General features: G+C 29.8%; 18 protein-coding genes and 1 riboswitch. Of the genes, 17 read left to right on the plus strand and 1 reads right to left on the minus strand.

Annotation, left to right across the window (positions count from 1 at the left end; all coding sequences use genetic code 11):
• Positions 1 to 37: 37 nt before the first annotated feature.
• From porM to AC2GW8_RS12570, 3 genes are all read left to right on the plus strand, one after another.
• Positions 38 to 1,582 carry a type IX secretion system motor protein PorM/GldM gene (gene porM, locus AC2GW8_RS12560; protein WP_440880217.1) on the plus strand — a complete coding sequence of 515 codons (1,545 nt, stop codon included), beginning with the start codon at positions 38 to 40 and terminating at the stop codon, positions 1,580 to 1,582.
• Positions 1,583 to 1,599: 17 nt separating this feature from the next.
• A complete protein-coding gene (porN, locus tag AC2GW8_RS12565; RefSeq protein ID WP_440882219.1) occupies positions 1,600 to 2,463 on the plus strand; it encodes a type IX secretion system ring subunit PorN/GldN in 864 nt (287 codons plus the stop codon).
• A gap of 74 nt (positions 2,464 to 2,537) precedes the next feature.
• Positions 2,538 to 3,581: an NAD(P)/FAD-dependent oxidoreductase gene (locus AC2GW8_RS12570; RefSeq protein WP_440880218.1), complete on the plus strand. Its 1,044-nt coding sequence runs from the start codon at positions 2,538 to 2,540 to the stop codon at positions 3,579 to 3,581.
• On the opposite strand, the gene AC2GW8_RS12575 is transcribed toward AC2GW8_RS12570, so the two are convergent.
• Positions 3,578 to 3,982: a DUF983 domain-containing protein gene (locus AC2GW8_RS12575; RefSeq protein WP_440880219.1), complete on the minus strand. Its 405-nt coding sequence runs from the start codon at positions 3,980 to 3,982 to the stop codon at positions 3,578 to 3,580. The genes AC2GW8_RS12570 and AC2GW8_RS12575 overlap by 4 nt on opposite strands.
• A 121-nt stretch (positions 3,983 to 4,103) precedes the next feature.
• Here AC2GW8_RS12575 and AC2GW8_RS12580 point away from each other — a divergent pair, with 121 nt between their 5' ends.
• From AC2GW8_RS12580 to AC2GW8_RS12645, 14 genes are all read left to right on the plus strand, one after another.
• A complete protein-coding gene (locus tag AC2GW8_RS12580; RefSeq protein WP_440880220.1) occupies positions 4,104 to 6,023 on the plus strand; it encodes an ABC-F family ATP-binding cassette domain-containing protein in 1,920 nt (639 codons plus the stop codon).
• A gap of 3 nt (positions 6,024 to 6,026) precedes the next feature.
• Entirely contained in the window at positions 6,027 to 6,959 is a 933-nt protein-coding gene (locus AC2GW8_RS12585) for a 1-aminocyclopropane-1-carboxylate deaminase/D-cysteine desulfhydrase (RefSeq protein ID WP_440880221.1), read from the plus strand.
• A gap of 57 nt (positions 6,960 to 7,016) precedes the next feature.
• Positions 7,017 to 7,796 (plus strand): glucosaminidase domain-containing protein, encoded by a 780-nt coding sequence (locus AC2GW8_RS12590; protein WP_440880222.1) that lies wholly within the window; start codon positions 7,017 to 7,019, stop codon positions 7,794 to 7,796.
• A 1,291-nt stretch (positions 7,797 to 9,087) separates the two neighbouring features.
• On the plus strand, positions 9,088 to 9,603 hold the full coding sequence (locus AC2GW8_RS12595) for a gamma carbonic anhydrase family protein (RefSeq protein ID WP_440880223.1): 516 nt from the start codon (positions 9,088 to 9,090) through the stop codon (positions 9,601 to 9,603).
• Positions 9,604 to 9,626: 23 nt separating this feature from the next.
• Positions 9,627 to 11,024, plus strand: a complete 1,398-nt coding sequence (locus AC2GW8_RS12600; RefSeq protein WP_440880224.1) for a glutamate-cysteine ligase family protein — start codon at positions 9,627 to 9,629, stop codon at positions 11,022 to 11,024.
• Positions 11,025 to 12,290, plus strand: coding sequence for a hypothetical protein (locus AC2GW8_RS12605; protein ID WP_440880225.1), 1,266 nt, complete (start codon positions 11,025 to 11,027; stop codon positions 12,288 to 12,290).
• Between the two features lie 588 nt (positions 12,291 to 12,878).
• Positions 12,879 to 13,865, plus strand: a complete 987-nt coding sequence (locus tag AC2GW8_RS12610) for an endonuclease/exonuclease/phosphatase family protein (protein WP_440880226.1) — start codon at positions 12,879 to 12,881, stop codon at positions 13,863 to 13,865.
• Between the two features lie 96 nt (positions 13,866 to 13,961).
• A riboswitch (SAM riboswitch) is annotated at positions 13,962 to 14,075 on the plus strand.
• Positions 14,076 to 14,205: 130 nt separating this feature from the next.
• Positions 14,206 to 15,498: an O-acetylhomoserine aminocarboxypropyltransferase/cysteine synthase family protein gene (locus AC2GW8_RS12615; protein ID WP_440880227.1), complete on the plus strand. Its 1,293-nt coding sequence runs from the start codon at positions 14,206 to 14,208 to the stop codon at positions 15,496 to 15,498.
• A gap of 24 nt (positions 15,499 to 15,522) precedes the next feature.
• On the plus strand, positions 15,523 to 18,927 hold the full coding sequence (gene thrA / locus AC2GW8_RS12620) for a bifunctional aspartate kinase/homoserine dehydrogenase I (protein ID WP_440880228.1): 3,405 nt from the start codon (positions 15,523 to 15,525) through the stop codon (positions 18,925 to 18,927).
• Between the two features lie 131 nt (positions 18,928 to 19,058).
• Entirely contained in the window at positions 19,059 to 20,225 is a 1,167-nt protein-coding gene (locus tag AC2GW8_RS12625; RefSeq protein ID WP_440880229.1) for a trans-sulfuration enzyme family protein, read from the plus strand.
• A gap of 759 nt (positions 20,226 to 20,984) precedes the next feature.
• On the plus strand, positions 20,985 to 21,323 hold the full coding sequence (locus AC2GW8_RS12630) for a hypothetical protein (RefSeq protein WP_440880230.1): 339 nt from the start codon (positions 20,985 to 20,987) through the stop codon (positions 21,321 to 21,323).
• A 34-nt stretch (positions 21,324 to 21,357) separates the two neighbouring features.
• Positions 21,358 to 21,729, plus strand: coding sequence for a hypothetical protein (locus AC2GW8_RS12635; protein ID WP_440880231.1), 372 nt, complete (start codon positions 21,358 to 21,360; stop codon positions 21,727 to 21,729).
• 9 nt (positions 21,730 to 21,738) lie between these two features.
• Entirely contained in the window at positions 21,739 to 21,933 is a 195-nt protein-coding gene (locus AC2GW8_RS12640; RefSeq protein ID WP_440880232.1) for a hypothetical protein, read from the plus strand.
• Positions 21,934 to 22,425: 492 nt separating this feature from the next.
• Entirely contained in the window at positions 22,426 to 22,833 is a 408-nt protein-coding gene (locus tag AC2GW8_RS12645; RefSeq protein ID WP_440880233.1) for an RrF2 family transcriptional regulator, read from the plus strand.
• Positions 22,834 to 22,940: the final 107 nt, after the last annotated feature.

The following is a 22,940-nucleotide window of genomic DNA, read 5'->3' on the forward strand; positions in this document are numbered from 1 at the left end:
ATATTCTAATTATTAAACTAAAAAGTATTTTATAATTATGGCAGGAGGAAAATTATCACCAAGGCAGAAGATGATTAACCTTATGTATCTTGTATTTCTTGCGATGCTTGCAATGCAGATGGATAAGAAAGTGTTATCGTCTTTTGGCTTCATGAAAGAAAAAATAGAGGACTCAAATGCATTTGCAGCTACAACAAATGAAAGTTCACTTAAGGGGTTGGCTACAAAAGCAACAGAACAACCAGAGAAATTTGGAGAGTTAAACGAAAAAGCTCAGAAAATAAGTGAGTTGTCAAATGGCTTCTTTGATTACTTGAAGTCTTTGAAAGAAAAAATGTCCGAAGATATCAGTGAAGAAGACAAAACCAACTATGAATCTCAGAAAAGTCCAGATAAAGTAGATGCTTTATTATTCTCTGGAGATAAGTTCACTGAAGAAGGAAATAAATTTATTTCTGAAATCAATAACTATAACACTGAAATCAAGGCAGTTTTAGGAGAAAATGCTTCTCCTCAAATATTAAAAAACTTAGACAAACGATTTAATACTGATCCAGATAAATCAGCAGAAGGTCAAGAGATTTCGTGGTTAAAAGGAAGATATGAAGGTATGCCTTTAATTACTTCTATAGCAAATGTAAGTCAGATTCAAAGTGATATCCGAACTACAGAAGGTGAAATATACTCTTCATTAGTTGGTGGACAATTAGAAACAGAAGTTTCTATGAGTAACTATAATGGGATAGTTGCACTTGACAAAAATGCATTTTACGAAGGTGAAAAAGTAACAGGTTCAGTTGTATTAGGAAGATACGATCCTACGTTAAAGCCGACAAGAGTTGAGTTTAATGGAGATAAAGATTACAAAAATTTTAAAGATGGTCATGTTGTTGTAGATATGGCAGCAGGGAGTGTAGGAGATAAGAAAATAAAAGGTACAATTTTCTTTACAGAAAATGGTGAAGAGGTTCCTGTTCCTTTTGAAAGTACTTATTCGGTAATACCAAAACCAAATAATGCTGTTATTTCAGCTGATAAGATGAATGTAGTTTATAGAGGTTTAACTAATCCATTAACAATATCGATACCAGGTATTCCTGGTAATAAGGTTACAGCAAGTGCTCCTGGTTTAAGTAGAGTTAAAGGTAACAGTTATGCAATGAGACCACGTTCAGGTAATCAGGTTGTTATAAAGGTAAGTGGTAAATTACCAGATGGTAAACCTGTAAGTTCATCAAAGAAATTTAGAATAAAAGATATTCCACCGGCAAATGGTATGGTAAGAAATCAGTTTGGAACAGTGAAAATGCCAAAGGCTAGTGTAGCTAAAATTGTCGTAGGAGCTGGACTACCAGATTTTTTATTCGATTTAAAATTAAATGTTACAAGCTTTAAAATAAAAATTCCAGGTCAAATTACAATACCAGTTACAGGAACACGTTTAAATTCTAGAGCAAAAAGTGCTCTAAAGAAAGCAAGAAGAAATGATTTAATATCTATATTTGATATTAAAGCTACTGTTTCAGGGTCTAACTATAAATTAAAGAAGGTTTTACCTGTGAATATTGAGATTACAAATTAAAAGATAAACAGATGAGTATGAATTGGAAGCGTTTTTATTTGGTTGCATTAACACTTGTTTCAACAAGTTACGCAAGTGCCCAAGCAAACCTTTTAAATGCTAAAAAGGTAAGCGAAATAGGATTTAAATCGGATGCACAAATTGCCTCCGAAGATGACAAACCATTACCGTATGGAAATATCAGTGATAGAGATGTATTGTGGTCTAAGGTAGTTTGGGAATACGTTGATCTAAATCAAAAGATAAATTTACCTTATTATTATCCAATTGATACGGCAAGTACTGGAAATAATAGAAGGTCTTTATACGATTCTTTATTAAAAGGTATACGTACTGGAGAAATTACTGAAGTTTATGATGATTCTTATTTCACATCTAAGATAGGTATTGATGAAATCATTGAGAAAACAAGTGATTCAAGAGACGATGGTTACGGTAATATTGATTTGTACGAGATTAAGTCTGAACAAGTAAAAGGATATATGTTGAAAGGAATTTGGTATTTTGATAAAAGGCAAGGAGAGCTTAAGTATCGTCTTTTAGGCGTTGCTCCTATGGGGCCAGATGTACAAGTTGTCGGAAGAGATGAAATTGATGATGGAGATAATACCTATGCTTTGTTCTGGGTTTTTTATCCTGACGCAAGGGAAACTCTTCATAAATCAAAAGTTTTCAATCCTTTAAATTCAGCAAGACCTATATCTTATGATAATCTTTTAAATGCGCGTAGATTCGATGCTGTAGTTCAGAAAGAAGAAAATATGTACGGAGATAGACAGATTAAGGACTATGTAAGAGGAAATTCTTTATTTCAATTGCTTGAAGCTAATAGAATTAAAGAAGGTATAAGAGATAGAGAAATGGATATGTGGAATTACTAATTTCATATTTAACAAATAAAAAAAAGAGTATTTACATTGTGAATACTCTTTTTTTTATTGGTTATTTTTGTCAGATGAGTAATAAAGTCGATTATATTGTTGTTGGTCTTGGTTTAGCAGGAATTTCATTTTGTGAAAAGCTTTTAGAAAATAATAAATCATTTATTGTTTTTGAAAATAGTTCTCAAACATCTTCGTTGGTTGCCGGAGGAATGTACAATCCTATTATTTTAAAAAGATTTACACCTGCCTGGAATGGACACGAGCAGTTACAATATGCCATTCCTAAATATCAACAAATAGAAAATAAACTGAATATTAAAATTGATGTTAAAGTCAAAACTAAAAAAGCTTTTAATACTATTCAGGATCAAAATAATTGGTACCTAGCTCTAGATAAGCCAAATACAGGGTTGTATATGATTTCAGAAATCGAAAAAAATGAAATAAAAGGAATTATCTGTAAGAATGGCTTTGGAACACTAATTGGTACAGGTAGAATCCAGATGAGAGCATTTATTCATTCGTATAAAAATTATTTGAAAATTGAAAATAAATTAGTCGAGGATGATTTTATTTATGAAAAACTTGAGATTAATGAAAGTCTAAAGTACCAGGATTTAATTGCAGAAAAAATTGTTTTTTGCGAAGGCTTTGGTTTAAAAAAGAACCCTTTTTTTAACTATTTACCACTCAACGGTACTAAAGGAGAAACGATCGATATTTTTGCTCCAAAATTAGCTATTGATTTTGTTTTAAAGTCTTCCATATTTATTATGCCTTTGGGAAGTCATACTTATAAAATAGGAGCGACTTTTAATTGGAAAGATAAAACTACGGTGCCTACACAAGAAGGTGAAAATGAATTGATAAGCAAATTGAATAAAGTAATTAATGTACCTTATAAGATCATAGACCATTCAGCTGGTATAAGACCAACTGTAATTGATCGTAGACCTTTGGTAGGAACACACCCATTACATAAACAACTTGCCGTATTAAATGGATTGGGGACAAGAGGAGTCATGATTTCTCCAACCATAGCTAACAGCTTGTTTAATTATATAGAAAAAGGAATCCCTCTTGAAAAAGAAATATCTATCGAAAGATTTACTTAATTATAGTTTTTCTTAAGAATTTTACTGTTATTTTGTTGTTTGTATGAAACAAATAGATTAATCCATATAATTCTTGAAAGTCTTAGACTCACAGGAGTCAGCAAGAGAGAAACAATAACAATGGATATAAAGCTATGCAAAATAGAAAGCCCAATGAATACTTTTGCTATAATAAATATTGCAACGAAAAGAGCGACTGCTATGGCATAATTAACATACATAGCACCAAAAAAGAATGAAGGCTCCATCATATATTTCAAGTTACATTCAGAACAGTTGTCATGGAGTGTACTTATTTTTTTGGGATTAAAGGAAATTTTATATTTGAAAAAATCGCCTTCATGACATCTTGGACATTTATTTCTGAAAATACTGTATAGTTTGCTTCCTTTTCCGATCATAATAATAGGTATTTGAGTTAAATAAACTATTTGGTTTTTGTAAGTTTGTACGCATTTAAAGTATAAGTATAGAATCGCTTGTAATACGTTCTACAAAATTACATTAATTTAGTTCAAAAAAATGTTAAACGTACATAATTTAACGGTTTCTTTTATGGGAACCGATTTGTTTTCTGGAGTAACCTTTAAATTAAACAAAGGAGACAGAGTTGGCTTAATAGGTAAGAATGGTGCTGGAAAATCAACCTTACTTAAAGTACTTTCAAAGGATATAGAAAATAGTGGAGGAACAATAGCATTTGATAAAGAAGTAAAAATTGGTTTTTTAAGACAAGATATAGATTTTGTTCATGGCAGGACTATCTTGGAAGAAGCTTATCAAGCTTTTATAGAAATAAAAGATATTGAAAAAGATATAGAGTTTATCAATAAGCAATTAGTAGAAAGAACAGACTATGAAAGTGAATCCTATAGTCAATTGATTGTTGATTTGAACGAGAAAACGGAACGCTATGAGTTAATTGGTGGGTACAATTATCAAGGAGATACAGAGAAAATATTACAAGGCTTAGGTTTTAAAAGAGAAGATTTTGAAAAATTAACTGATACTTTTTCTGGAGGATGGAGAATGCGTATTGAGCTGGCAAAATTATTACTGCAGAATAATGATATTTTATTATTAGATGAACCGACGAATCACCTAGATATCGAATCAATTATTTGGTTAGAAAATTTTTTAAAAGGTTACCAAGGAGCAATAGTTCTAGTTTCTCACGATAAAATGTTTCTAGACAACGTAACCAATAGAACAATTGAAATTTCTTTAGGACAGATTTACGATTATAAAAAGCCATATTCAGAGTTTTTAAAACTTAGATCAGAGATAAAAGAAAAGCAGTTACAAGCACAAAAAAATCAGGAAAAAGAAATTGAGCACACACAGAAGCTAATTGAGAAATTTAGAGCCAAGGCAAACAAAGCTTCAATGGCGCAATCACTTATCAAAAAATTAGATAAAGTTGATCGAATAGAGGTAGATCAAGACGATAGTGCTGTAATGAATGTTAAGTTTGAAATTTCAAAAGAACCAGGCAAAATTGTTGTAGAAGCTGAAGGTTTGTGTAAAAATTATGGAGAGAAAAAAGTTTTAGAGAATATTGATTTATTAATTGAGCGAAATAGTAAAATAGCGTTTGTTGGTCAAAATGGACAAGGAAAATCTACTTTAGCTAAAATGATGGTTGGAGAAATTCCGTTTGAAGGACACCTAAAGCTTGGACATAATGTAGAAGTAGGATATTTTGCACAAAATCAATCGGAATATTTACCACAAGAAAAAACGGTACTGGAAATAATGGAAGATGCCGCTAATGATACTAATAGGATAAGAGTAAGGGATATGCTTGGAGCCTTTTTATTTAGCGGTGAAGCAGTCGATAAAAAAGCAAAAGTACTATCAGGAGGAGAGCGAAATCGTTTGGCATTATGTAAGCTATTATTGTCACCATTTAATGTCTTAATAATGGATGAGCCTACAAATCATCTTGATATTGCATCGAAAAATGTTTTAAAAAAAGCTCTCATAAATTTTAATGGTACTTTAATTATTGTCTCGCATGATAGGGACTTCTTACAAGGTCTAACAAGCACAATTTATGGATTTAAAGATAGAGAGATAAAAGAGTATTTAGGAGATATTGATTACTTTTTAGAACAACATCAGATAGAAAGTCTAAGAGAGGCAGAAAAAAAGACAGTTATTAAAGAAGATAAAAATTCATTTAATAAAATAGCTTTTAAACTATCAAAAGAACAAGAAAAAGAGCTCAAAAAACTCAAAAACAGATTGAATAAGATAGAAAATTCGATTCAAGAGCTTGAAAAAGATATAAAAAAAACAGACTTAGCATTGGCGGAAAATTATGATAAAGTTTCCTCCAAACCTGGTTTTTTTGATGAGTACAAGGCAAAAAAAGCAAAATTAGATGAATTAATGGAGAAATGGGAGAAAATAGAGGAAGAGGTTAATAATTATTCTTAATAGATGTTTGAATTTCATGATAAGATCATAAATCAAGAAATAGATTTACCTGTATTAAAGCAAAATCAAGTAAGGCTTTTTATAAAAAGAGAAGACCAACTCCATAATAACGTTTCTGGGAATAAATATAGAAAACTTAAATATAATATACTAGAAGCTAAAAAGTTAAAAGCTCAGACAGTTTTGACTTTTGGAGGAGCTTACTCAAATCATATTGTGGCAACTGCAACAGCAGCCAAAAAATACAATCTTAATGCAATTGGAATTATCAGAGGTGAGGAGCTAGGAAATAAGATTGAACATGTTTTAAAAAATAATAAGTCGTTAAAGTTTGCGTATGAGCAAGGAATGAAATTTAAATTTATTTCAAGAGAAGATTATAAAACCAAAACAAATAGTTTTTTTTTAGAAAAATTAAGGAATGAGTTTCGTGATTTCTACCTAATTCCTGAAGGAGGAACTAATAGCTTGGCTGTAAAAGGTTGTGAAGAGATTTTATTAAATGAAGATAAAAAATTCGATTATATTTGTTCATCAGTTGGAACAGGCGGTACAATTGCTGGTTTAATTAATACAGCTGATAAACATCAAAGAGTAATTGGCTTTCCAGCTTTGAAAGAAAACTTTTTAGAAGACGAAATTAAAAAGTATTCAAAAAATAACACTAGCTGGTATCTAAAAAAAGAATATCATTTTGGAGGCTATGGAAAGTTTAATAAAAATTTAATTGACTTTATTAATGACTTTAAAAAAAAGACGTTGATTCCATTAGACCCTATTTACACTGGAAAAATGCTTTATGGAATCATTGATATGGTAGCTAAAGGAGAGTTTATAAAAGGGACAACAATTTTAGCAATCCACACAGGAGGTTTGCAGGGAATTGAAGGTGCTAATGAAAAGTTAAAGAATAAAGGAAGAGAATTAATAGAATAGAAGCTTTTATGAATAAGTTTTTATTTGAGAAAACATAAAGGTTATTGAATGTATACGATGAAATTAAAAATAAGTATCACAATTTTGATAGTTTCCTTATTATTATCAAGTTGTGGGACAAAAAGAAGAACAGTAACTTCAGGCAGAAAAATTGTTATTGAGCATAGAGAGAAACAGCCTGAAATACCTCAATTGGAGCAAGTAAAAAAGGTTTCCACTACAACTCCAAGAAATACAGATGAGTATATTTTAAAATTTGCTTCCATTGCAATAGATAAAATGTACGAACATAATATTCCAGCAAGTATAACCTTGGCTCAAGGTATTTTAGAATCAGGAAGTGGAAGAAGTCCCTTAGCTATAAGATCCAACAATCATTTTGGAATAAAATGCCATAAAGGATGGAAAGGTAAAAGCGTTACTCATGATGATGATGAAAAAGGAGAGTGTTTTAGAAAATATAAATACCCTGAATCATCATATGAAGATCATTCGCAGTTTTTATTGACAAGAAAACGATATGCTAGTTTATTTAGATTGAAACATACAGATTACAAAGGATGGGCTTACGGATTAAAAAGAGCAGGTTACGCAACAGATAAAAGATACCCACATAAGTTAATTAGCCTTATTCATAAGTATAATTTAATGAAATATGATAGAAAAAGACCTACCAAAAGTAAATTAACTAAAAAAGAAGGTTCTTATCATGTAAAAAAAGGAGATACTTTATATTCAATTGCACGAAAGCATAATATCTCTGTGCAAAAATTAAAGCAAATTAACGGTTTAAATGATAATCAAATTAGTATTGGACAGCAGTTATTAATCAATTAACTAGCTCTTTTGATAACTTAGTATCAGTTTTTAAGCCTCTGAAAATAAAATAGTAATATTGTTTTACAGGTTTAAGTGGGTTAATATCATGTGATTGTGTTGCCAATTGTAATTGTTTTTTGCTTTTTAAAAAAGAGAACTTTACCCTTTTCATAATAATTTTTTTCATTCAATTTACTTTCATGTTATCTTATTACTCCTGATTGTAATGTTTTGTTTTACTAGCATTGTTAAAACGCAACTATGTTTTTATTAATAATTATAATTTCATTGTTATATAATGTTATTAGATGAAGTATGTTGTTATTATGCTTTATGTTAACCTCTAGTAATAAAAATTAATTTTTAATAATTTTATTTTTATTCCAAGTTAGATTCTTTATAAAGTTAAAAATAATTCACCATAATATTCACTATCTCTGTCTGTTTTGAAGGTGGCAATGTAGGTACTTAAAAATGTTATCTAAATCATTAATAAATGAAGTTGCTTTCCCAATAAAGGCACTTTTAAAATACAAAGCTTCTTAAACATATTTGCATGAAGAGATAATGGATTATCTCTTTTCGAGAAGGAATTTAAAGAAGAATTACCAAATTGAAGGAAAGCAGAAGCTTGATTATAATGAAAAATATTTACTTTTATTATAGGTAGTATTATTCAGTTTTTTAACGCGATATAATTTCTTCAAACCATAAACAAAACGTTTCAACTATTTTACTGTTGCCAAAATCACATTTCTATATCTGTAAAATTAGAGTGTGATAGATTATTAAGATAAAATTGATTAAGAGATTTATATTGATCAAAGAGTTCATTGAGATTATTATTCTATACTTCTTATATTTTTGAAACCTTTTATCGAAAATGTTGTTTGAAAAGAGGTACCTTATAAAAAGGAATAGGATATTTAAAGATTAACAAAGAGTAAATAGGCTGTTAGGGTTTAAATGTTTTATTTGGAGATAATGTTTAAGAATAAATAAAACTATTGAAGAAAAAATCTAAAAAAAAGAAAGAAAAATATTGAAGTTTTTAAAAAAAATAAAAGAATATTCTTATTGTAATACTTCATAAATCATATTTAGTTAACATAAATCCTAGTACAAAATATAATAAAAGAAAAGGAATAAGTGTTATTTTGAGAAATGGAAAAGAATTATCAATTTCTTCATGTAGAAAATCAAATTTGCGTTTTTTTTTTAAGTAATTTTATTTTGAAAAATGATAGTTATTATGTAGACAATTGTCGATATTTGGTAGCAAAACGTACTTTACTAACAAAAAAAACACATGAAAATAATAAAATCCGTGAAAGGAAAAGCTCCTCAAATTTCAAATGATTGTTATATAGCTGAAAATGCCACAATTGTAGGAGATGTTAAAATAGGAGAAGAATGTAGTATTTGGTTTAATGCTGTAATTCGGGGAGATGTCCATTATATTCATATAGGAAATAAGGTAAACGTTCAAGATGGAGCTGTTATACATGCTACCTATCAGAAATCGCCAACAAATATAGGAAACAATGTTTCTATAGGTCATAATGCAATCGTTCATGGTTGTACAATACATGATAATGTTTTAATAGGTATGGGAAGTGTTATTATGGATGACTGTATAATAGAATCAAACTCTATCATTGCAGCTGGGGCTGTTGTTACCCAAAATACGCATGTTGCGAGTGGAACCATATATGCAGGGGTTCCTGCAAAAAAAGTTAAAAATATTTCTCCTGAACATATTTCAGGCGAAATTAATAGAATAGCCAATAATTACATCAAGTATGCTAGTTGGTTTAAAGACTAAATAATTTAATTAATCCCCCAAAGATGAAAGAAAAAAGAACCAAAATTAAAGATGAGTTAACCACACAATTTAAAAACGCTTTTAAGTATGACAGTAAATTAAAACCAAGAGGAATTGGCATAGAATGTGAAATTCCAATTGTGACTTCCGATGGAAATATAGCTCCTTTTATAGTGATTAAACGAATGTTCAACTATTTGCATAAGGAAGGTTTTGAGTTGGTAAGAGATAAACAAAGTAGAGAAATAGAGTCAGCTAGAAGAATAAATGCAGATAGTATAGAAAAGTTTGATAGTTTTTTTGATACTATAACAACAGATGTTGGTTATAGTATAATAGAGTTAATTTTAGCACCTCAAAAGAATTTATTTATTCTTCAGGATCATTTATCTAAATTATTAAACCTACTTAAAAAATTTTTTAAAACGCAAGATTGCTTTATGTTAGGATATGGAATTCAACCATTAGGAGAACCTTCTGAAAAAATAATGATGCCCAAAGAAAGGTATTTTTTTTACAATAAATTTTCTTCGAATGAATTCATTTCCCAAAAGAGTGGATCAGATGCCTGTCTTTTAACAATTACAGCATCTAATCAATGTCATATTGAAATTGAATTAGAAAAATCAATACCAGCTGTAAATACACTGAACGCGTTATCTGCCTTGCAAATAGCGTTATGTGCAAATTCACCAATATGGCTAGGTAAAGTTGAAAAAGGAATTAAAGCTAATAGAGAAAACCTATGGAAACATTGTTTTCCAAATAGAAAAGAACAAATAGGAATACCACCTAGATTTAATCAAGAATCTGATTATATTCAATATTTACTTGACTTTAATCCCTTCTTGATTGAAAGAGAAGGACGATTTTATAAAATTTTAAATAAATCTACTTATCAAGAGTATTTTGAGAATGAGGAACCTTGTTTTGCAGAAGCTTTTAACGGAGAGGTTATAAAGGTGACACCAAAAATTGAAGATATTAATCAGTTATTTTCATATAGTTGGTTTAATACACGATTGGTTCCAAAGCATGGTACAATTGAGAGTAGAATGTGCTGTCAACAACCACCCCATGAGACCTTATGTTCTACAGCATTAACTCTAGGTTTAATAGAGAATCTTAAAAAAACACAAGCTTTTGAAAGTCAATATTCATTTGAGTTCTGGAAAGAACTGAGATTAAACGCAATTAAAGATTCATTAAATGTATTCATTGATAATATAAGTATTATTTCGTTAATAAAAGAACTACTTGATATAGCAAAAGAAGGGCTTATAAAAAGAGGGAAAGGGGAAGAACATTTTCTTGAACCGTTGTATACTAGACTAGAAGAGAAAAAATCTCCTGCTGATGCAGCAATTGAGTTTTTTAAGGACAAAGGAATAAAGAACCTTGTTAAAGAACTTTCTTTTTAGATGAATATTAAAATTAAGTCATCTCCCGTAATAGGAGGGCTTGACGGAGCATTTAAGTTAAAGAGAATCCCTGATCAAGTTTACAGAAGAATTTCTGATTATTTTGAATTGAATTACCAATTTAAAAATGGCAAAGAAATGCGATTGGGGAACTATTACCTATGTCTAGATAAAAAAATATCAGATAGCTTCGTAGCATTTATAAAACAGATTTTAGAAAGCAATTTTTCAGAAGGTGTTTTTCCTGAAGGTTTCAAGCCATCAAACGAAACATTAAGTGATGATGAAAGAAAAGGGAACTTTACCTTTGGTAGTTTCGATATGGCTGTCACTGAAAAAGGGCTGCAGAATATAGAATTTCAGGCGGTTGCAACTTATCCAATTAGCGCAGCTAAAATGAATACTATTTTACTGGATTCAATAGCAGAAACAAATGCTTTTGCCTTCCCTGACGATGTAAATATGAGATGGAATGATTTTATTCAGCATTACACTAACATATTTAGTAGTGAAAGCAATCATGTCGTCTTGGTAGATAGACGAATTAACCAACAAAAAACTAAATTTGAGTTTTTTGCAACTTCTAAAGAATTAGACATTCCCTTAAAAATTATCGATGTTAAAGATATTTTTGAAAAGAATAACTGTTTATATTTCAAAGAGGGTGAAAAAAATAATAAAATAACCACTTTTTATAATAGAATTTTAATAACTGAGGCATTATACAAAGACAATTACCCATACAATACGAACTATTGGAAATTCAGATTTGATAAAAAATATAATGATTTAAAATATATAAATCACCCATTAAAACAGTTTCAGATTTCAAAAAGATTATGTCCTTACATTAAGCATAATTATAATCCAGAATGTTACGAGCTTTCTGATATTAAGCATCTTTTTAAACAAGGAGAATTAGATTATAAAAAATTTATTTGGAAGCATAAATGGGGTGCGGCAGGAAGTGATCTCATTTTTGAACCAAACGAAAAAGAATTGAAAAAAATTGAGGATAAAACAGAGAATTATATTGCTCAAAACAAGATAAAATATAAACTTTTCAAGACAGATGATCATTTTGAAAAAATTGTTGAACTAAGATTTATGACAGGTGTTTTTAAAGGTAAATTAAATATTGTTCCAATGGCACGAGTTGGTCATGTTGAAAAAGGCAAGGGAGGCTCATTAAATTATAAAATACATTTTTCTGATAATAATAAAATGGGCTTTGGGTTTAGTCCTGTGATTATTTTTGATAATTAATAATTTTCTTGAGTGTTATTTTTATAAACTTAAGAAAATTATTCTTATTAAGATTTTGTTTTCGCCGGATCACTTTTTTATCGACTCTTTATTTTATTTATTTTTTAAACCAGTAGTCACTTTCTTTTTGAAATTTTATTCACTAGTAAAGGTATGGTTTTGTTTTTTTAAATATGGATGGGATCTAATATTAAACTCAGTCTTTTTTAAGTTAATTCGTTCCGTCGCCCTAATGTCGTCAAATTTTTAACTTATGTCTACTGTTATTTCGTTCAATATTGTGTTTAATACCATGAAAATACTACAAATGATTTTATTCTTTGCTTTTTGGAAGTTATCTCTTGTTGAATTAACGTTAAATACCCATTTCTTAGATTGATTTTAAAACTTCTATCGTGAATTAAATATCAGGGCATAAAATTTAATTACATTACTTTGGCAAAGCTTAATTAAAAAGGTTTAAATTTGAAAGCTATATTAACTTTATACAAAGTATTAATTCAAAACAATAGTTCCGTATCCTAATAATTATAATCTTTATTTTGTTCTATGGTATTTTGTGGGAATTTTAATTTAGTTTAATTCATAATGAAACAATTTTTTAAAGTACTGATCAAGTCGTTTGTAGTCTTATTTGCAATTCTATTAGTTTTTTTCTTTTGGGCATCTTCACCAACTCTTGATGAATCTAGTTATGCACAACTTTCAAAAAAAACATGTCCAATTTCAATCGATAATGATTCAATTTATAGTATTGTAACCTACAATATTGGTTATTTGAGTGGTATGACTAACAATAAGGCCGTTATAAAACCAAAAAAAATGTTTGAGAATAACTTAGAAAAAGTTCTTACTGAATTTAAAAAAGTAAATCCAGATATTATTGCCTTTCAAGAAATTGATTATGATGCATCACGTTCCTATAATGTTAATCAAGAACAAGAAATTTTGAATTTAGGTTATCCTTACTCTGCAAAAGGAGTTAATTGGGATGAGCGATATCTTCCTTTTCCTTATTGGCCTCCAAGCGTACATTTTGGAAAAGTAGTTTCTGGCCAGTCAATAGTCAGTAAATATCCATTAAAAGATTATGAAAGAATTATTTTAGAAAGAGTTTCAGACAGTCCCTTTTATAGAAAAGTTTTTTATCTAGATAGACTTTTACAAGTTGTAAAAGTAGTTCTAGAAGATCAAGAGGTTATCATTATGAATGTTCATTTAGAAGCTTTTGATAAAGGAACTAGAGAGAAACAACTAAATAAAGTAATTGACTTATTCAAGCAATATGCAAAGACAAATCCTACAATATTGCTTGGTGATTTTAATAGTGATCCGAATTATGAAGATGCTGTAATTAAAAAAGTATTTAGCATTCCAAATATAGGAAATGCTGCATATAGTAAAAATAATTATGAATTAACTTTCGATTCAGAAAACCCATTTGAAAGATTAGATTATATTTTTTACACAAAGAAATCAATTGAATATATAGATGGAAAAGTCTTAAAGGCTTTTGGAAGTGCTTCTGATCATTTACCATTAGAAATGAAGTTTAGTTTAAAAAATAAAGATTAAAAAGGGGGATTAATTAAAAAAAATAAAAAATATTTGGAAATTTAAAATTATTTTTAAAATATTTGTACTTGTAAAAGTTCAATGACTTATCTAACGATGTTATCAAGAAAGGTGGAGGGATTAGACCCTATGAAGCCTTAGCAACCCTTAGCTTAAAGCAAAGAAGGTGCTAAATTCTACCCGAAATAATAGTTTTAGGATAGATAACCCGAAAAAAGATTCAAATTACTTAAAAAAGAATCTTTTATTTTCTTAATAACATTTTTCTAGTAAGCAACATCTCATAAAAGGTGTGTTTTGACTTTTGTTTTAATTATTTATTAACTCAAAAACAGGAAAAATGAGTACACAAAAATTCGCAACAAACGCGTTGCATGCAGGACATGATGTAAAACAAAATGGAGGAACTAGAGCAGTGCCTATTTATCAAACTACTTCTTATGTATTTAATGATTCGAATCATGCTGCGAATTTATTTTCGTTAAAAGAATTAGGATTCATTTACACAAGATTAAATAATCCAACTAATCAAATATTGCAGGAGCGCTTAGCAGCATTAGAAGGAGGTATTGGAGCGGTTGTTTTTGCTTCGGGTACGGCCGCTATTTCAACAGGTTTATTAACTTTATTAAAGGCAGGAGACCATATCGTTGCTTCAAGTAGTTTGTATGGAGGTACTTATAACCTATTAAAAGTAACATTACCAAGATTAGGAATTACAACAACTTTTGTAGATGCTTCTAATCCTGAAAACTTTGGAAATGCAGTGCAAGAGAATACCAGAGCATTTTTTGTTGAATCTTTAGGGAATCCAAAATTAGATGTACTTGATTTAAAAGGTATTTCAGCTCACGCTGAGAAAGTACAAGTGCCATTTATTGTTGATAATACAGTGGCGACACCAGCATTATTAAACCCTATTGAGCACGGAGCAAATATTGTGATCCATTCTTTAACAAAATATATTGGAGGTCAAGGGAATTCTCTGGGAGGTGTAATTGTTGATGCAGGAACTTTTGATTGGTCAAATGGTAAATTCCCTGAGTTTACGGAGCCTTCTGCTGGATATCACGGATTAGTATATCATGAAGCATTGGGAGCGGCATCGTATACATTTAAACTAATTTTAGAAGGGTTACGTGATTTCGGAGGAGCCTTAAGTCCGACAAACGCTTTCCAAATAATCCAAGGATTAGAAACTTTAGAAGTAAGAATAAAAAAACATAGTGAAAACGCTTTAGCCATAGCTAAGTGGTTAGAAGAGCAGGAAGAGGTAGCTTGGGTAAATTACCCAGGATTGGAAAGTAGTAAGTATAAATCTTTAGCTGATGAGTATTTACCAAAAGGTCAAAGTGGTATTGTTACCTTCGGAGCAAAAGGAGGTTATGAAGCGGCAAAAACTATTGCGGATTCTACACAACTATTTTCTTTATTAGCCAATATTGGCGATACAAAATCTTTAATCATTCACCCAGCAAGTACAACACATCAACAATTAGCTGATGATGAACAGGAAAGTACTGGAGTTACAAAAGACTTAATACGTTTGTCTGTTGGAATTGAAAATGTTGAAGATTTGAAAAATGATCTTAAAGAGGCATTTGCTAAAATATCTAAAGAAATAGAAGCATAACGAATTGTTTTCTAAATACAATCAATGAGTTTAAATAAAAATTTAAATCACGTAACAGTTGAAAGTTACGTTACAGAAAGTGGTGCTCAGTTCAATAATTTACCGTTAAGTTATCAGTTGTTTGGTGAAGCACTGGGTACTGCACCTGTAATTTTAATAAATCATGCATTAACTGGGAACAGTGATGTTGCCGGAGAAGATGGCTGGTGGAAAGATTTAATAGGAGAGAATAAAGTAATTGATACCAATGAGTATACGATACTTTGTTTTAATATTCCTGGAAATGGTTATGATGATTTTTTAATTGATGATTATAAAAGTTTCGTAGCAAGGGATATTGCTAAGATTTTCTTATTAGGGTTGGAAAAACTTAAAATAGAAAAGTTGTTTGCTCTTATAGGAGGATCATTAGGAGGAGGAATTGCTTGGGAAATGGTAGTTATACAACCAAAAATAACTGAACACTTAATTCCTGTTGCTACGGATTGGAAATCGACAGATTGGTTAATAGCCAATTGCCAAATTCAAGAATTGTTTTTAACCAATTCGAACAATCCAGTGCATGATGCACGAATTCATGCCATGTTGTGCTACAGAACGCCAGAGTCTTTTAAGAAGCGTTTTCAACGAACTAAAAATGAAGAATTACAAATTTTTAATGTTGAAAGCTGGTTATTGCATCATGGAAAAAAGTTACAGGAACGCTATCAGTTGGCTTCCTATAAGCTCATGAATCAATTGTTAAAAACTATTGATGTAACAAAAGGTAGAGAAGGACTGAATGTATTAGAAACAATAGAAGCCGATATTCATATCGTTGGAGTAGATTCTGATTTATTTTTTACTGCCGAAGAAAACAGAGAAACACAAAAAGAATTAGCAGCAGTGCATCCAAATGTAACTTATGATGAAATTAATTCAGATCATGGACATGATGCATTTCTAATTGAATACGAGCAACTAAAAAAGATTGTTGAACCTATATTCAATAAAAATAGTACAAATAAAAAAATGAAGGTTTTAAAGTTTGGCGGAAAGTCATTATCGAATGACGGAATCCATGATGTAGTATCTATTATAGAACAAAAAATTAACGAAGGAGAAAAAATAGCAGTGGTTGTTTCTGCAAGAGGTAATGCAACCGATACTTTAGAAAGCATTTTAGAAAAAGCTGCTAAAAATGAAGTGTATACTGAACAGCTTGAAGCCTTCAAGAGAGAGCAAACGTTAGTAACCCCGCTTATTGATTTTTCACAAGAGTTTGATCGTTTGGAAAGGTTATTCGAAGGAGTAAGTTTATTGGGTGATTATAGCTCAAAAATTAAAGATGAGGTTTTAGCACAAGGAGAGTTGTTGTCTATTAAAACCGTTTCTGAGTTATTGGAGCAAAAAGGGATCAATGCAAATCCAACGGATGCTAGAGTGTTACTAAAGACCGACGAGAACTTTGGGAATGCCCAGCCAATTAATGAGGTTTCAAAGGAAAAAGTGACAAAATATTTTGAAACTAATAATGGAAATACAGTAAATGTTGTCACTGGTTTTATAGCATCAACATTAAACGATGAAACCACAACTTTGGGAAGAAACGGAAGTAATTATACAGCCTCTTTATTAGCGAATTACTTAAATGCAGGAGAATTACAGAATTATACACATGTTGATGGAATATTTACAGCGAATCCTGATTTAGTAGCAGATGCTAAGAAAATTGAAGAATTATCATTTTCAGAAGCGAATGAGTTAGCCAATTTTGGAGCGAATATCTTACACGCAAAAACTATCATTCCTTTATTAGAAAAAAATATCAACTTAAGAATTCTTAATACATTTAAACCGAATGATAAAGGAACATTAATAACCTCTAAATCTAGTCAAAAAGGAATTAAGTCATTATCAATCTTAGATAATGTGGCTTTATTAAACTTCGAAGGGAGAGGATTATTAGGGAAGGTTGGAGTAGATGCTCGAATCTTTAGAGCGTTAAGTAATCAAGATATTAGTGTAAGTATTATTTCACAAGGTTCGTCTGAAAGAGGAATTGGATTAGTGGTAGATAAAGCAAATGCCGAAAATGCTGTAAAAGCTTTAGAGGTAGAGTTTGAAAATGACTTTTATACAAAAGACGTAAACAAAATTTCTATTCTTGAAGACGTTTCTGTAATTTCAATTGTAGGTCAAGATTTAAGTGAGTTCCATCACCCGTATAATGCTTTAATTAAAAACCAAATTGTACCGTTACTTTTCAACAATACGATTACGGGTAAAAATGTAAGTTTAATTGTAAAAAAGAGTCAGCTTCATAAAGCTTTAAACGTTATTCATGGACAGGTTTTTGGAGTTGCAAAAAAAATAAATATTGCGGTATTTGGAAAAGGGTTAGTAGGAGGAACGCTTATTAATCAGATTTTAGACAGTACTAAGAGCATTTTAGAAAGAAAGAAAATTCAACTGAATGTATTTGCTATTACAAATTCAAAGCAAGTATTATTGTCTACAAATGGAGTAAATGGAGAATGGAGAGCAGCGCTAGATACCAGTGAAAAGAGCGATACCATTGTTCAAAGTGTAATTGATTATGCGAAAGAGCATCATCTAGAAAACTTAATCGCAGTTGATAATACAGCTAGTTTAGATTTTACAGCGAATTATATTCCTTTAGTAGAAGCAGGTTTTGACTTGGTTTCTTCTAATAAGATAGCGAATACAGTTTCTTATGATTTTTATAAAGAGCTACGTAAAACATTAGATTCAAATAGCAAGAGCTATTTATACGAAACGAATGTTGGAGCTGGATTACCATTAATAGATACCATAAAATTATTACACGATTCAGGTGAAAATATTACTAGAATTAGAGGTGTGTTCTCTGGATCATTAAGTTATATATTCAATAGATTTTCTGCAGATGAGGTTCCGTTTTCAACAGTACTTCAAGAAGCAATTGATAAAGGATTTACGGAGCCAGACCCCCGTGAAGATCTGTGCGGAAATGATGTTGCTCGAAAATTATTGATTTTAGCTCGTGAGTTAGATTTAGAAAATGAATTTGAAGATATCACGATTGAAAACCTTATTCCAGAAGCATATAGAGATATTACTGCGGATGAATTTTTATCAGACTTGACTAAGTTGAATCCATTCTTCCAAGAAATAAAAGAGAAGCAAGAAGAAAGTCATGTTTTAAGATATATTGGAGATTTACATGGAGATTTGCAACAAACAAAAGGGCAGTTAGATGTGAAACTGGTTTCTGTTCCTCAGAACTCCCCACTAGGAAGTTTAAAAGGTTCTGATGCGATTTTTGAAATCTACACAGAATCCTATGGAGAACAACCAATTGTTATTCAAGGCGCAGGAGCGGGAGCCCAGGTTACAGCGAGAGGAGTTTTTGGAGATATTCTAAGACTAGCAAAGAGTGGTAATTAAGACTTAACGATAAATAATAATTGAAATTATAAATAAAATGATGATAAAACTTTTACTTAATTGAGTGAAAGTTTTATCATATTTATTGTAGGTTTTTAAAGATTAATAAGATACGAAACACGAAAAATAAGATGAGCAAAAATTTTGAAACAAGAGCAATACGAACTCAGACTGAAAGAACTCAGTTCTCTGAGCATTCTGTTCCTTTATACTTAACTTCAAGTTTTACGTTTGATGACGCTGAAGACATGAGAGCTTCTTTTGCCGAAGAAAAAGAGAAAAATTTATACAGTAGATTTTCCAATCCGAATACAACAGAGTTTGTAAATAAAATAGTGGATATGGAAGGTGCTGAAGCAGGTTATGCTTTTGCTACAGGAATGGCAGCCGTTTTTTCAACTTTTGCAGCGCTTTTAAATTCAGGAGATCATATTGTCTCATCTCGTTCGGTTTTTGGATCAACGCATAGTTTGTTCACAAAATATTTTCCAAAATGGAATATTGAAACAAGTTATTTTAAAATAAATGAGCCTGAAACAATAGAAAGTCTTATTCAACCTAATACAAAGATATTGTATGCAGAAACTCCGACGAATCCTGCTGTTGATATTATAGATTTAGAGATATTAGATGGAATAGCAAAAAAGCATAATTTATTATTAGTAATTGACAATTGCTTCGCTACTCCTTATTTGCAAAATCCAATTAAGTATGGAGCGGATCTGGTTATCCATTCTGCAACTAAGTTAATTGATGGACAGGGAAGAGTGCTTGGTGGAGTAACTGTAGGTAGGTCTGATCTTATTAGAGAAATTTACTTGTTCTCAAGAAATACGGGGCCAGCAATGTCACCTTTTAATGCTTGGGTATTATCTAAGAGTTTAGAAACGCTTTCCATACGAGTAGAAAAACATTGTGGAAATGCATTAAAAGTGGCAACATTTTTAGAAGGACATGATCAAGTTAATTTTGTGAAGTATCCTTTCTTAAAATCACATCCACAGTATGAAGTAGCGAAGAAACAAATGCGTTTAGGAGGAAATATTGTAGCCTTTGAAGTCAAAGGAGGAATTGAAGCAGGTAGAACATTTTTAAATAGAGTCAAAATGTGTTCATTATCAGCAAACCTTGGAGATACCAGAACCATCGCGACGCACCCAGCATCTACTACTCATAGTAAATTAAGCGAAGCCGATAGATTAGAAGTTGGAATTACAGACGGATTAGTACGCTGTTCTATTGGTTTAGAGAATGTAGAAGATATCATTGAAGATTTAAACCAAGCTTTAAGTTTTTAATATTTATATTTCATAAGGTAGGCCTATAAGCTTACTTTATGAATATATTTTTATTAAATTCTCAATAAAAATAGTTAATGTATTTTTAAAATCTACTTGGTATACATAGTAGATAATTTTAATTACAATGAATGTAATATGATTTTCTGAATAAAGTATGACTGTTTTCATTTCTATTTTATAAGCTTCATAAAATTCATTCCGAAATGTTTTATTAATCTCCTTTCGTTTTTTGTGATTTTATAGATTTTCAAATAGTTCAGTTAAAAATATAATGCATGTAAAATTAATATTATTTACCTCTTATATAGTACTAATAATTCATTTTTAACTATTATTAGGCTATAAATCTTCTAAACAGTTTTTTGATGCAACCTTGAACTTATTTTTAATTATTTATTCTTTTTTTAGACACATCGTTTCTTTTTTTTTCCAAACATTACATTGTAAATACTTCATATTGTTTTTAACAACGGACTAAAAGTACTTTTGTCAAAACAATAAATATAATTCTCTTGATAAAGGGATAATAAATTTTTGATGCTATAATTAACGCTTTATTATAGTTGAAATATCTAAAAAAAGTATGATTTTTTTCTTTATGTAAAGAGGGATAATTTAAGAATTATCATAGCTATTATTCTCTTTTTATTCTTAAATAGAAGGTAAAAGAAATATCTTATAACGATAATTTCAACTTATAAAAGGTATAGGTAGCTAATTTTTATTTTTTAACAAATAACATTCTATAATATTATAATGGGAAAATTAGATCTTACTTCTATAGTAGAGAAGTCACAAGCAGAATCAGGGCTTATTTTCGATTCTGAAGGTCATATGTTAGATTCATATAAAGTATCAAATGAAAATAATGTTTCAGCAATGATAGGGGTAATTGTAACGATGTCAAATGAACTTCTTCAAGATACAATGGAAACAAAGATAGGAGATGATACTAACGCTATTTCTTTAGCTTCGAAAAGTGGATTTATAATTATTGAAAAAATAAGTAAAGATCAATTTATTTGTTTGATAACTAAAGATCTTTCAAATGCTAATTTTATGAAACTAACATTACGAAAAATAGTTTCAGCATAACAATAAAAAATTTTATTAATTCAATCTTTTAAATATGAAAGAAATTTTAAATGACCTAATTACAAATTTAAAAGTAATAGATGGGTTTATCGCAGTATCAATTACAGATGTATCTTCAGGTGAAGCTTACGATTCTTACACAGCTAATAAAGAATTTGACCCAGATTTAGCTTCTGCTTACAATTTAGAGGTAGTAAAGGCAAAGTTAAAGGCGATTGAAGCTTTAGGTTTAAATGAAAACATAGAAGACATTACGATTACATTGTCATCTCAGGTACATATTATCAATATCGCACCGAGCGGAAGTTATTTTATTTATCTAGCAATTGATTCAAAGAAAGCTAATGTAGGAATTGCTAAGGCTTTATTAAATAGGCATAAAGTTAAATTAAATGAGACTCTATAGAGTTAAAAAATGAAAAACACAAATCATTTATCGATAGACAAATCTTTAAAAAAACATTTGAATAACTATCTTAAAACATTCAGGAATTATAGAATATCAGATAGAGCTACTTTGATGAATAAAGAAAAGAATAAGAAGGTTTTTCTTGATGTATTATTTAAAGAATATGATAGTTTGGGAGAAATGATGAAGTCATTGTTTTAAAGAAAATAGATCTCTAAACCAAAAAAGGTGATAGGTGTGTAATTAAAAAAATATTTCTTGAAGAGATAACGAATAAATAATAAAATTTGATACTTATTAAATAAGTAATCATATTTGGATCAAAGTTAGCTTTATGAAATATATCTTATAATTCATAAGCCTTTTGCAAAGAACAATAAGGCTTATGGTTTTAATTTCTAATTAAAATATTCTTTTTTAGTTTAAACTTTCTAAAAAAATATGTTTCTATTTTTTAATTTAATTCTAAAAATGATTTACTTTAAAGATTTAGTGTTTTAGAATTAATATGTGTTTGAAAGCATGCTACAAATAGAATACTTCTTAAGTATATATTTCAGAATAGTATCGCTAATAAACTCTATTAATTTTAGTTGAAAATTGATTATTAATGACAATTGAGAGACGAACAATTTATTTATAATTTGAAATAATCTAAATTATTTGAAAGCTTAAAAATTTTATATTTGTAGCATGCTTTCAAAGAAAACTAAATATGGGATTAAGGCACTTACTTTTATTGCAAGGCAAGAAAAAGGAGTAAAAGTTCAAATAGCGACGATATCTCAACAAGAAAATATATCACATAAGTTTTTAGAAAGTATACTACTGACCCTTAGAAAGTCTGGAATTTTAGGGGCTAAAAAAGGAAAAGGAGGTGGCTATTATTTGTTAAAGAATTCTGGAGACGTTAAAATGACAGATGTTATTCGGACTCTAGAAGGTCCAATTGCCATGGTTCCATGTGTAAGTTTAAATTTCTATGAAAAATGCGATGATTGTCCAGATGAGGAAACTTGCTCTGTACACAAGTTAATGATTCAAGTACGTGATAATACGCTGAATGTTCTTCGAAATACTACGTTGGCTGATCTAGTCTAAATTTTATTCTAATCTTATCTAATTGTTAATTTTTTATTTTTTTCTTTCAAATTAAAGAAGAGTTTTTATATTTGTCAACTTAAAACCTACTATTCCGATAGGGTAAA

This window comes from Tenacibaculum profundi (genome assembly GCF_057162725.1).